The organism is Streptomyces sp. NPDC057638, from assembly GCF_042800315.1.
Lineage (GTDB): Bacteria > Actinomycetota > Actinomycetes > Streptomycetales > Streptomycetaceae > Streptomyces.
In genome coordinates, this window is record NZ_JBHVHF010000081.1 from 1 (window position 1) to 12,547 (window position 12,547).

Consider the following 12,547-nt stretch of genomic DNA (forward strand, 5'->3'; position numbering starts at 1 on the left):
GCTTGTAACGGCCCCGCGCGGACCGGGAAGGGGGCTCGGAGACAGCACGGCGGAGAGCGCCTGGCGGAGCCGTTGCCGGGGCGGCTCCTGAGGTCAGGAGCGAGGGAAGAAAGAGAAGGGCCGCACGACGAAAGGAGTGTTTATCGTCAGGCAGACGACTATGATCACGGCATGTCTCCCTACGACCCGTCGGCCTTCCCTCCCTTTGCCGTCACCGTCGACCTGGTCGTGCTCACCGTGCGCCGTCATGAGCTCTGCGCCCTGGTCGTACGACGGGGAGAGCCGCCGTACCAGGGGCGGTGGGCGTTGCCGGGCGGCTTCGTCCGGGGTGACGAGGACCTGGCGGCCGCGGCCGCCAGGGAGCTCGCCGAGGAGACCGGGCTGTCCGCCCATGACCCCGTCGCCCCCGACCTGGGCAACGGAGCGCATCTGGAGCAGCTCGCCACCTATGGCGATCCGCGGCGGGACCCCCGTATGCGCGTGGTGAGCGTCGCCCACCTCGTGCTGGCCCCCGATCTGCCCGCGCCCCGGGCCGGTGGTGACGCCCACGGGGCGCGCTGGGCGCCGGTGGCCGACCTCCTGGGCCCTGAGGGCGGCTTCGGGCGGGAGGGCGAGCAGTCGGCGCCGCTCGCCTTCGATCACGCGCGGATCCTGGCGGACGGGGTGGAGCGGGCCAGGTCCAAGATCGAGTACTCATCGCTGGCCACGGCATTCTGTCCGCCGGAATTCACCGTCGGGGAGCTGCGCCGGGTCTACGAGGCGGTGTGGGGAGTCGCGCTTGACCCCAGGAACTTCCATCGCAAGGTGACCGGGACGCCGGGCTTCCTCGTGCCGTCGGGCGGGACGACCACGCGCCAGGGCGGTCGGCCCGCACAACTCTTCCGGGCGGGCGGTGCCACGGTGCTCAACCCTCCGATGCTGCGCCCCGAGATCTGACACACGGATTCTCACGCTGCGTCAAAAGTCCGATCTGTCGCGTTATCGTGCTGCGGTAGTCACCGCGCCGCTGAGCGGTCGCCCCACCACCGCACCTCCGCGAGAGAAGCGATGCTCCAGGCCATCGGACTCACCAGTGCTCCCCGGCGGGAGCACCCGCCCGCCGTCCACCACGTCACCCTTGAGGCCCTTCCGGGGCGGTTCACGGTCCTTCTCGGGCCGCCCGGGGCGGGCAAGTCCACCGCGCTGCGGCTGATGCTGGGACTCGAACCGGGTCGTGGCGTGACCTTCTTCCGGGGCAACCTCCTGCACCGGATCGCCCGTCCGGCCAGGGAGGTCGGCGCGCTGCTCGGGGATGTGCCGGGGCATCCGGGCCGCAGCTGCCGGGGACAGCTGCGGATGCTCTGCGCCGCCACCGGTGTCCCGACGCGACGCGCGGACGAGCTGCTCGCCGCCGTCGGCCTCGCCGATCTGGCGGCACAGCCACTCGGGACGCTCCCCCTCGCCCTGGACCGCAGGCTCGGCCTCGCCTCGGCGCTGCTGGGCGACCCTCAGACGCTCCTGCTCGACGACCCGGCGCGGGGTCTTCGCGCAGAGGAGGGCGAGGAGCTGTATGTCCGGGTGCGGGCCCACGTCGAGCGCGGTGGAACGGTTCTGTGCGCGCTGCAGTGCCCCAAGGAGGCCGCCCGTGTCGCCGACCGGGTGGTCAGCCTCCAGGAGGGAACAGTCATCGCCGACCAGGAGGTGGCGGAGTTCACCCGGACCCGGTTCCAGCCCCGGGTCGCGGTGCGCACCCCGTACGCCCTGCGGCTCGCCGACCTCCTTCACCGTGAGGCGCGGTCCGCCCGGCGCTCCGTGGAGGCCGTGACGGAGAGCGGCGGTCTGCTCTCCGTCTACGGCAGTAGTTGCGCCGAAGTCGGCGAGGTGGCCTTCCGGCACGGTGTCCTCGTCCACCGGCTCGCGGACGAGAGGGGCGCGTCGGCCGCGACTGGCGATGTCCCGGTGCCCACCGCCGTGTCCGTACCGCTCACTCGGGAGAAGCCCGCCGGGGAGAGGTGGCCGGACGCCGATTCCCCGGAGTCCCCCGGGACAGCCGCCGTCCCGGGGCAGCACGGGCGAGACATCCGCGCAGGGGGGAGCGGGGCGGAACTCGTGGAGGCGGCCGAGACCGCAGCGGGGCCCGCGTTCGACGAGACCTCGGAGGCCCTGGAGTCGGAGGGTGAGCTGGAGGTCGTGGAGGCCGTGGACTCCACACCGCTCACGGCGCCCGTCCATCCCCTCCGCTACGAGGTACTGCGGATGACCGGAACACGCACCGCCGCCCTCGTCGGCGGTGCCGCGCTGCTGTTCTCGTTGATCGTCTGTGTGCTGCTGGCCCGTTCGCGGGCCACGCCCCTGCCGGTCGCACTGGCGGCCTGGCCCGGTTACCTGCCGCTTCCGCCCGCCGCCCTGGGGGCGGGTGTGATCGGGGCACTCGCGTTCGGAGAGGAGCGGAGCCATCCGGCGCTCGCGGTCGCCCGGGGCGCCGTGCCGCGCCGACTCGCCCTGCTGCTGGCCAAGCTCACCGTGACCGCCGCGGCGTCGCTGCTGATCGCGCTGGTCGTCGTCGCCGTCGACGCCCAGGCGCTGCGGTTGCTGTACGGAGGGGAGGCGCTGCCGGAACCGGGGGAGCGTGCCGGGCCCCTGCTCGCCTGGTGCGCCCTCTGCGTGGGCTGTGGCTGGGCCGGACTGCTGGGAGCCGGGGTCTTCCGGGTCACGGCGGCCGGGGTCGCGGCCGTCCTCGTCGTGCCGGTCGTGGTGGCCCCGCTCGTCGAGAAGGCGATCGTCGTACCGTCGGTCCGCTCAGCAGCCGGATTTATCGGAAGAATTCAGGAACTCGCCTGGGTGGGCCCGCCGCGACAGCTGGGCGGCGTGCTGACGTTCTGCTTGCGCTCCCTCGCCCAACCTGTCGGTGTCGCCCTTATGGTGTCGCTGTCTGTTCTGATCTGCGCGTATGTGTTCACCGGCCGTCGTTGGGAGACGGGTTGAGGGTGATGATCGACCGGAGCTGTGGTGGTCTGTCCGCAACTCCCTTGAGTGCGCCCGTTTCTTTCCGATAAGGCGTCAATTATGGGGGAAGCGCCGATCACCCTTTCGTGTGCTTTTCACCAAAGACCTCAAGGGCCGTGAGGTCCGGGCCGACAAAGGATGCGTGAGTACCCTTGCGCACACCATGATGACCTCCGCCCGCCCCGCCGACTCCGGTCTCGCCGGTCCGGGCGAACTCGACCGATACCCCTACGCGGAGGCCCCCGGCGGCGACCGCGTCGGGCCACCCGCCTGGGACGGACCCGACCCGGAGCTAGGCCGGGTCGGCCGCCGCGCGGCTGGCAGCCGGGGCCGTGGACTGCACGGCCAGCTCGTCCAGCAGCTCGGACAGATGATCGTCTCCGGGGACCTCGGCGCCGACCGGCCGCTCGTCCCGGAGGAGATCGGGCAGCGGTTCGAGGTCTCCCGCACCGTCGTCCGGGAGTCGCTGCGCGTGCTGGAGGCCAAGGGCCTGGTCAGCGCCCGCCCCAACGTCGGCACCCGGGTCCGCCCGGTCAGTGACTGGAATCTGCTCGACCCCGACATCATCGAGTGGCGTGCCTTCGGTCCCCAGCGTGATGATCAGCGCCGCGAGCTGTGTGAGCTGCGCTGGACGATCGAGCCCCTCGCGGCCCGGCTCGCCGCCGGGCACGGTCGCGAGGACATCCAGCAGCGACTCGCCGACATGGTCGAGATCATGGGCCATGCTCTCGCGCAGGGTGACGGGATCACCTTCTCGCGCGCCGACACGGAGTTCCACACCCTGCTCATCCAGCTCGCGGGCAACCGGATGCTGGAGCACCTCTCCGGAATCGTCTCCTCGGCCCTTCAGGTCTCCGGCGGCCCCGTCACGGGCTGTGACCGGCCCACCGAGGTGGCCCTCGCCCATCACGCCCGCATCGCCGAGGCCCTCGCCACGGGCGACGCTCATGTCGCCGAATCCGCGATGAGGCAGCTGCTCACCGTCCACCCGGAGGTGGAGCGGGTCGTTCCGGCGCCCCGTGAGCACTGACCGCGCCACGATGATCGTCGGCCGAGTGGCCAGGGGAGGGTACGGGGGCGTATGTGCGGAGTGTCGCCGGATCCTCCAGGGTCCGGCGGCACGGCCGCGTGCGGAAGCGTGTACGAAAAGTCCGCTCTAGTCGTTTTGCCGTCAATGAGGTGTGACTCGGGCCACGCGGATTGGGCGTAACACTCCTCGAAACCGTGCGATGACCTAAGAGGTGACAGCCGAGGAGGGAATACGGCAGCCGTTTACGGCGCTGTTCCGTTCCCAGCAGTTCTAAGGTTCAGCCCGCGCCACCGGTACCTCCGCAGCCCGGTGGTCGTCGGTCCGCCCCCGTGATGGGCGGGACCGGAAGTCGTTTTCCATCGTTCCGAGAGGTTGTTCGTGTCGGCCAGCACATCCCGTACGCTCCCGCCGGAGATCGCCGAGTCCGCATCTGTGATGGCGCTCATCGAGCGGGGAAAGGCTGATGGGCAGATCGCCGGCGATGACGTGCGTCGCGCCTTCGAGGCCGACCAGATTCCGCCAACCCAGTGGAAGAATGTTCTGCGCAGCCTCAACCAGATCCTGGAGGAAGAGGGTGTGACGCTGATGGTCAGTGCCGCGGAATCGCCCAAGCGCACCCGTAAGAGCGTCGCAGCGAAGAGCCCGGCGAAGCGCACCGCCACCAAGGCCGTCACGGCCCGGACGACCGTGACCAAGACCGTCGCCGCCACCGCTGCCTCGACGGCCGACTCGGTCGACGCGCAGGCCGGTGACGAGGGCGCGGCGCCCGCGAAGAAGGCCGCCGCCAAGAAGACGACGGCGAAGAAGGCGGTGGCCAAGAAGACCACCGCGAAGAAGACGGCCGCCAAGAAGTCGGCCTCCAAGAAGGACATCGACGAGCCCGGCGACGGCGAGGATCTCCTTGAGGACGTCCAGCCCGGGGTGAAGGGCGAGGACGAGGAGACCGAGGGCGAGAGCAAGGGCTTCGTCCTCTCGGACGAGGACGAGGACGACGCGCCCGCCCAGCAGGTCGCCGTCGCGGGTGCGACCGCCGACCCGGTCAAGGACTACCTCAAGCAGATCGGCAAGGTCCCCCTGCTCAACGCGGAGCAGGAGGTCGAACTGGCCAAGCGCATCGAGGCCGGTCTCTTCGCTGAGGACAAGCTCGCCAACGCCGACAAGCTCGCGCCCAAGCTCAAGCGCGAGCTGGAGATCATCGCCGAGGACGGCCGCCGCGCCAAGAACCACCTGCTGGAGGCCAACCTCCGTCTGGTCGTCTCGCTGGCCAAGCGCTACACCGGCCGCGGCATGCTCTTCCTGGACCTGATCCAGGAGGGCAACCTCGGCCTCATCCGCGCGGTGGAGAAGTTCGACTACACCAAGGGCTATAAGTTCTCCACCTACGCCACCTGGTGGATCCGGCAGGCCATCACCCGCGCCATGGCCGACCAGGCCCGCACCATCCGTATCCCCGTGCACATGGTCGAGGTCATCAACAAGCTCGCCCGTGTGCAGCGTCAGATGCTCCAGGACCTCGGGCGCGAGCCCACCCCGGAGGAACTGGCCAAGGAACTCGACATGACCCCGGAGAAGGTCATCGAGGTCCAGAAGTACGGTCGGGAGCCGATCTCCCTGCACACCCCGCTGGGCGAGGACGGCGACAGCGAGTTCGGTGACCTCATCGAGGACTCCGAGGCCGTCGTGCCCGCCGACGCGGTCAGCTTCACCCTGCTCCAGGAGCAGCTCCACTCGGTGCTCGACACCCTGTCCGAGCGCGAGGCCGGTGTGGTCTCGATGCGTTTCGGGCTCACCGACGGTCAGCCGAAGACGCTGGACGAGATCGGCAAGGTCTACGGCGTCACGCGTGAGCGCATTCGCCAGATCGAGTCCAAGACGATGTCGAAGCTGCGCCACCCGTCGCGTTCGCAGGTCCTCCGGGACTACCTGGACTGATCCCGTCCGCGGTCGGCGCCGCCGGGGTACGGAGGTCACCTCCGTACCCCGGCGGCGATGTGGTGAGGGCCCCTGGAATCCGCCGAGAGCGGTTTCCAGGGGTCGTCGCATCACGGGGTCGTGTTCATCGGGCCGTGAGCGGTTTACGCAGGCGCTCGGTTGGGGGATCCCGGCCGGGCGTTTCGCATGGGCGACCGTTGAGTTCGGCCGCTATGGCCTCCAGCTGTTCGCGCGTGTGGCCGAGGGGGCGCGCCCTAGGGGAAGGGTGACCGCGGCAACGGATGGATCGAGCCTCCAGGCCCCTTCCGTATCCCCGTGGGGGTGGAGCCGGTCCTCCAGCCGTGGGTGTACCCGAACAGGGGTTCTTCACGTTGTGGGGGTGCGCGTGCGCGTGGCGTGACTGACGCTGAGGGGACGTCATGCACGCAGAGTCAGGAGGCCCGATGCGTCGTCCTCTCGTCCGAGCCCTGATCGGGGTGCTGTCCCTGGTCACTGTCGCGGCTGTGGCGCCACTGGCAGCGCCCCGCCCGGCCGTCGCCGACAGCGTCGTGGTCGGTGGCTATCCCGTGACCGTCGCTGACAGCCCCTGGGTGGTCGCGCTGTCCAGCCGTGACCGGTTCGGGGGAACGCGCGGAGGCCAGTTCTGCGGTGGTGTCGTGGTGGCGCCGACCAAGGTGATGACCGCCGCCCACTGTCTGAGCCGGGCCGTCCTGGGGCGGGAGGTGAGGGACGTCCCCGACCTGCGGGTCGTCGTCGGACGGACCGAGCTGACCAGCCTGGAGGGGCGGGAGGTCGCGATCGCGGGAAGCTGGGTCACGCCGCAGTACGACCCGGCGAGCAACAGCGGCGATCTGGCCGTACTGACGCTCGCGGAGGCGCTGCCGGACTCCCAGGTGATCGCCGTCGCGGGTCCCGGGGACCCGGCGTACCGGCCGGGGGGCGCGGCGACCGTCTACGGCTGGGGTGACACCCGTGGCGACGGCAGCTACGCGACATCGCTGCGCGCGGCCCGGGTGAGCGTACTGGAGGACGTCCTGTGCGAGCGCGCGTACCCGGGCGGAATCGCCGGACGCTACTCCGCCGCGACGATGGTCTGCGCCGGAGACACCCAGGGAGGGCATGACGCCTGTCAGGGGGACAGTGGCGGGCCGCTCGTCGCCGACGGGCGGCTGATCGGCCTGGTCTCCTGGGGGAGCGGCTGCGGGCGGGCGGACAGCCCTGGGGTCTACACCCGTGTCTCGGCGGTGACCGTACCGCGGTGAGTCGGCCGGGGCGCTTCTCGTCACGTTCGGTGATGTCATCGCGGCGGGAGCGCGCCGTACTTCCGGAGTCACTGACGCGGGTCCGGTAGGCCCGGTCCCGGTCCGTCCGCCCCAGGTGCACGGGGCGGACGGTCGCACCGGTCACTCGCTGGTCTGACGCAGGTAACGTGCTGGTCATCACTGCCACCGTACGCGAGCGGGCGGTCGCCCCTGTCGGGGGCGACCGCCCGTCAGCCGGTCCTGGACCGGCCTTGGCTCGTCGTGGATGCGAGGTGTCAGTGATCCTCTTCACCGGCGCCGGCCGGGACGGCCGTCAGTCGGTCAGTCTCATCCTGTATTTCCGCGGCGATCTTCTTGAGTTCCGGCTCGAACTTACGTCCGTGGTGGGCGCAGAAGAGCAGTTCACCGCCGCTGATCAGGACGACACGCAGATACGCCTGGGCGCCGCAGCGGTCGCAGCGATCAGCGGCCGTCAGGGGGCTCGCGGGGGTCAGAACAGTAGTCACGTCGCCTCTTCTCTAGCTCGACGAGCTGTCGTACCAGGGTCAACATCCAACCAGCCCCAAACGTTCCCACTCGGGGCTTTTCCTCGAAAAGATTCTTCGGGGAGAGGCTGTCTGCTGCCGGTTGGCGGCGAATGAGCCGTATTGCTGAGCTCTACGGGTTTTCGCGTTGCTTGTCTCTTTTGTCCCTCCCGGCTGGCTTGCCGGGTTGTTCATGAGGACGTGCCCGGAGCCTAAATGGTTCATGCCTCGAAGGGAACGTGATGTTCGCGTCACTCCATCGAGGGATCGAACACTCATGCGACCCTGGACTAGCATAAGGAATCACGAGGGTGGCGTTACATCGGCTCTACCAGGGCTCGGTACCCTCTGACCGGGCGACCGACGCCTGGCCTTACCCCGTGGGGCCACCTTTGAAATTCAGCGAGGAGCGAACCGCGTGACCGCCGAAACGTCCGTGCCGTCCACAGCGCTGCTGACCGCAGAGCGTGACGGCTCCAACTACACCGCGCGGCACCTGCTCGTCCTCGAAGGCCTCGAAGCGGTTCGCAAGCGACCCGGTATGTACATCGGGTCCACTGACAGCCGCGGTCTGATGCACTGCCTCTGGGAGATCATCGACAACTCCGTCGACGAGGCGCTCGGCGGCTACTGCGACCACATCGAGGTCATCCTCCACGATGATGGCTCCGTCGAGGTCCGGGACAACGGCCGGGGTATCCCGGTGGACGTGGAGCCCAAGACCGGCCTCTCCGGCATCGAGGTCGTGATGACGAAGCTCCACGCGGGCGGCAAGTTCGGCGGTGGCTCCTACGCCGCCTCCGGAGGTCTGCACGGCGTGGGCGCCTCGGTGGTGAACGCACTGTCGGCCCGTCTGGACGTCGAGGTCGACCGCAACGGCAGCACGCACACGATCAGCTTCCGTCGCGGGGTCCCCGGGATCTTCACCGAGCAGGGGCCGGACGCTCCCTTCGACCCGGCCAGCGGGCTGCTGAAGGGGAAGCGGATCCCGAAGGCCCGCGTCGGCACCCGTGTGCGGTACTGGGCGGACCGGCAGATCTTCCTCAAGGACGCGCGGCTCTCGCTGGAGACCCTGCACCAGCGTGCCCGGCAGACCGCCTTCCTCGTCCCCGGACTCACCATCGTGGTACGCGACGAGCGCGATCTCGACGGCCAGGGCAAGAGCGAGGAGATCTTCCGCTTCGACGGCGGGATCAGCGAGTTCTGCGAGTACCTCGCGCAGGACAAGGCCGTCTGTGACGTGGTGCGCCTCACCGGGCAGGGCACCTTCAAGGAGACCGTGCCCGTCCTTGACGACCGGGGTCATATGACGCCCACCGAGGTCACCCGGGAACTCGGGGTCGATATCGCGCTGCGCTGGGGCACGGGGTACGACAGCATGGTCAAGTCCTTCGTGAACATCATCGCCACGCCCAAGGGCGGCACCCATGTCACCGGCTTCGAGCGCGCGGTGACCAAGACCATGAACGAGGTGTTGCGCGCGAGCAAGCTGCTGCGCGTCGCCGAGGACGACATCGTCAAGGACGACGCCCTGGAGGGGATCACGGCGGTGGTCACCGTCCGGCTGGCCGAGCCGCAGTTCGAGGGGCAGACCAAGGAGGTCCTCGGCACCTCCGCGGCGAACCGGATCGTCGCCAACGTGGTCGCCAAGGAGCTGAAGGCGTTTCTGACCTCCACCAAGCGGGATGCCAAGGCGCAGGCCAGAGCGGTGCTGGAGAAGGCCATCGCGGCCGCGCGGACCCGGATCGCGGCGCGTCAGCACAAGGAGGCGCAGCGGCGCAAGACGGCGCTGGAGTCATCCACGCTGCCTGCCAAGCTCGCCGACTGCCGCAGCGACGACGTGGAGCGGAGCGAACTGTTCATCGTCGAGGGGGACTCGGCGCTCGGCACGGCCAAGCTCGCCCGGAACAGTGAGTTCCAGGCGCTCCTCCCGATCCGCGGAAAGATTCTGAACGTTCAGAAGTCCTCAGTCTCGGACATGTTGAAGAACGCCGAGTGCGGGGCGATCATCCAGGTCATAGGGGCCGGGTCGGGGCGTACCTTCGACCTCGACGCCGCGCGGTACGGCAAGATCGTGCTGCTGGTCGACGCCGATGTCGACGGCGCGCACATCCGCTGTCTGCTGCTGACGCTGTTCCAGCGGTACATGCGGCCGATGGTGGAGGCGGGCCGGGTCTTCGCCGCCGTGCCCCCGCTGCACCGGATCGAACTGGTCCAGCCCAAGAAGGGGCAGGACAAGTACGTTTACACCTACTCCGACAACGAGCTGCGGCAGACCCTGCTGGAGTACCAGCGCAAGGGGGTCCGGTACAAGGACTCCATCCAGCGGTACAAGGGCCTGGGCGAGATGGATGCCGACCAGCTTGCGGAGACGACCATGGACCCGAGGTACCGCACACTGCGCCGGATCAACATCGGTGATCTGGAGGCGGCCGAGCAGGTCTTCGACCTGCTGATGGGCAATGAGGTCGCGCCGCGCAAGGAGTTCATCACCAGTTCGGCGGCGACGCTGGACCGGTCGAGGATCGACGCCTGAGGGGCGCGCTGACGGAGTGAGGGGGAGCCCCCGGAGCGGTGAAGCCGCCCCGGGGGCTTCTGCCGTGGGCGGGGGCCATGGGGCGGGGACGACGGAGTATCGAGGCGGGGCGGGGCTCTGGGCGGGTGCGCGTCACCGGGGGCGGAGCCACGGCTCCCCTGAGGACGGGGCGTTCGCGGGTTGGGCCCCGGTGGGCTCGGTCGGGCTGAGGCCAGGGTCCGGGGTGGTCGTCTTTATCCTTCTGGGGCGAGCGGCTCGCCCACCCACGGGTGGAGAGGAAAGCTCCACCCGTGCTCCGATTCCCTTGATCGCCGTGCTCCGTAGGCTCGAAGCGACGGAGGGGGACGGCATGTCGGTCGCTCGTGGGCACAGGAGCGGAGCGGGGTTGGCCTGGCCCGCGCGGGAGTCGCTCACCCGGATAGGCGTGCCGCGCGTCCGGTTGGTGTTGGACGTCGTGGTGCAGGGCGGCCTGGCGGTGTGGGCTGTTTCCAGCGCCTATGCCTCGGGCGTCTTTCCGGGGGCGCGGGCGGCGCTGCCGCTGCTGGGGTTGCTGCTCTGTGCCGCCGTGGCCCTGCGGTATCGGCGCACCACGCTGGAGAACCGGCTGATGGAGTCGGTGGGACTGCTCCTCGTCGTGGGTGTGTTGGGGTGGGGGGCGCATCGGATCGGGGCGGAGCTGGCCGCCGCGATGCTCTGGATATCGGTGGCCGTCGTCGCGATGGGGCGGCTGCCGCTGCTCTTCGGGCTGGTGGTGGGAGCGGCGGCGACGGGGTGTCTCGTGCTGGCGCGCGATGGCCACACAGTGATCACCGTGCTGGCCACGGTCGGCGGGGTGCTTCTCGGCGGGTACTCCCTGCGCCTGGACGCCCAGGCCAGGGGAGCGGGGTTCCGCCTGCTGGCCCAGGAGCGGGCCGTTCGGGAGGCCGAAGCCCTCTCCGCCGCGCTGGGGGAGAGGGCGCGCATCGCCCGGGAGATCCATGACGTGCTGGCGCACAGCCTCTCCGCCCAGCTTGTCCATCTGGAGGCCGCGCGGATATGGATCGAGCGGGAGCCGGAGGGCCCGTTCCGTGACCGGATCCTGGAGCGGGTGGTGGCCGCGCGCGGAATGGCGAGGGAAGGGCTCTTCGAGACCCGGCAGGCGCTTTCGGCCCTTCGTGGTGAACTGACGCCGATCGAGGAGTATCTGCTCGCGCTCGCCCATGAGGAGGGCGTGGAGGCGGAGGTGTCGGGGGAGCCGAGGCGGCTGGACGCGGAGGTGTCCCAGGCGGTGCGGAGGGTGGCCCAGGAGGCGCTCACCAACGCGCGCAAGCACGCGCCGGGATCCACGGTGTGGTTCTCGCTGGGCTTTGAAACGGCGGCGGTGACGCTGGAGATACGTGATTCGGGGCCGACGGCTCCGACGGGGGAACTGAGGGTGTCGGGTTCTGGGTACGGTCTGCTCGGAATGCGGGAGCGGGCCGAGTTGCTCGACGGCACCTTGGACGCGGGACCTGAGGGGGAGGGCTTCGTGGTGAAGTTACGGGTGCCGGTATGACCGGTACGGAACGTGCGCCTGACCGTGGGAACGGGCGGGGCGACGGGGGCGGTGGGGACGCCCGTGTGCTGGTCGTGGACGACCAGGCGGTGGTGCGTGAGGGCATTGTGATGCTCCTGGGGCTGTTGCCAGGTATCGAGGTGGTGGGATCGGCGAGGGACGGCGAGGAAGCGGTGGCCCTCGTGGCGGATCTGGCGCCCGATGTGGCGTTAATGGACCTGCGGATGCCCCGGTGTGACGGGGTGGAGGCGACCCGGCGGATTCGCCGGGACCACCCGGGCACACAGGTCGTGGTGCTCACCACCTACGCCGATGACGACTCCTTGTTCCCCGCGCTGCGGGCCGGGGCACGCGGCTATCTCACCAAGGACGCCGACGGCGACGAGATCGTCCGCGCTATCCAGGAGGTCATGGCCGGACGGGCCGGACTGTCACCGGTGGTGCAGCGGCGGTTGCTGGAGGAGGTCACGGCGGCCGTACCCGAGCCGTCGGCGACGACGTTGCCCGACGGGCTGACGGGGCGTGAGGGAGAGGTGCTCACACTGATCGCGGATGGACTGAGCAACGCGGAGATCGCCCGGCGGCTCCATATCTCGACCGCCACGGTGAAGACCCATATCAACAACCTCTTCGCCAAGGCCCGGGTGCACGACCGTGCCCAGGCCGTGCGCTACGCCTATCAGGAGGGGCTGGCACGGCCCCCGGAAGCGGGTGCGCCATGACGCGGTCGCGGAGGTGGAGGAC

At 69.8% G+C, this 12,547-nt stretch carries 9 protein-coding genes; 8 read left to right on the top strand and 1 reads right to left on the bottom strand.

The annotated features are described in order from the left end of the window. Window positions 1-171 precede the first annotated feature (171 nt). The 5 genes from ACFVIM_RS14200 to ACFVIM_RS14220 all read left to right on the top strand — a co-directional run bounded on the left by ACFVIM_RS14200 (window position 172) and on the right by ACFVIM_RS14220 (window position 7,209). Window positions 172-936: an NUDIX domain-containing protein gene (locus ACFVIM_RS14200; protein ID WP_384300989.1), complete on the top strand. Its 765-nt coding sequence runs from the start codon at window positions 172-174 to the stop codon at window positions 934-936. Between the two features lie 111 nt (window positions 937-1,047). After that, window positions 1,048-2,964: an ATP-binding cassette domain-containing protein gene (locus ACFVIM_RS14205; protein WP_384300990.1), complete on the top strand. Its 1,917-nt coding sequence runs from the start codon at window positions 1,048-1,050 to the stop codon at window positions 2,962-2,964. A gap of 163 nt (window positions 2,965-3,127) precedes the next feature. Next, window positions 3,128-4,015 (top strand): FadR/GntR family transcriptional regulator, encoded by an 888-nt coding sequence (locus ACFVIM_RS14210; protein ID WP_384300991.1) that lies wholly within the window; start codon window positions 3,128-3,130, stop codon window positions 4,013-4,015. Window positions 4,016-4,393: 378 nt separating this feature from the next. Further along, complete coding sequence (locus ACFVIM_RS14215) at window positions 4,394-5,947, top strand: RNA polymerase sigma factor (RefSeq protein WP_384300992.1); 1,554 nt, start codon at window positions 4,394-4,396, stop codon at window positions 5,945-5,947. Between the two features lie 443 nt (window positions 5,948-6,390). Next, window positions 6,391-7,209: a S1 family peptidase gene (locus ACFVIM_RS14220; protein WP_384300993.1), complete on the top strand. Its 819-nt coding sequence runs from the start codon at window positions 6,391-6,393 to the stop codon at window positions 7,207-7,209. 275 nt (window positions 7,210-7,484) lie between these two features. Here ACFVIM_RS14220 and ACFVIM_RS14225 read toward each other — a convergent pair whose 3' ends face one another. Beyond that, window positions 7,485-7,715, bottom strand: coding sequence for a hypothetical protein (locus ACFVIM_RS14225; RefSeq protein ID WP_100109587.1), 231 nt, complete (start codon window positions 7,713-7,715; stop codon window positions 7,485-7,487). Window positions 7,716-8,151: 436 nt separating this feature from the next. Here ACFVIM_RS14225 and ACFVIM_RS14230 point away from each other — a divergent pair, with 436 nt between their 5' ends. From ACFVIM_RS14230 to ACFVIM_RS14240, 3 genes are all read left to right on the top strand, one after another. After that, the gene (locus ACFVIM_RS14230) at window positions 8,152-10,269 is read left to right on the top strand and encodes a type IIA DNA topoisomerase subunit B (protein ID WP_384300994.1); all 2,118 of its coding nucleotides are present in this window, start codon (window positions 8,152-8,154) and stop codon (window positions 10,267-10,269) included. 349 nt (window positions 10,270-10,618) lie between these two features. Further along, window positions 10,619-11,803, top strand: coding sequence for a sensor histidine kinase (locus ACFVIM_RS14235; RefSeq protein ID WP_384300995.1), 1,185 nt, complete (start codon window positions 10,619-10,621; stop codon window positions 11,801-11,803). Further along, a complete protein-coding gene (locus ACFVIM_RS14240) occupies window positions 11,800-12,525 on the top strand; it encodes a response regulator (protein ID WP_384300996.1) in 726 nt (241 codons plus the stop codon). The genes ACFVIM_RS14235 and ACFVIM_RS14240 overlap by 4 nt, the downstream gene beginning before the upstream one ends. The last annotated feature ends 22 nt before the right edge of the window (window positions 12,526-12,547 follow it).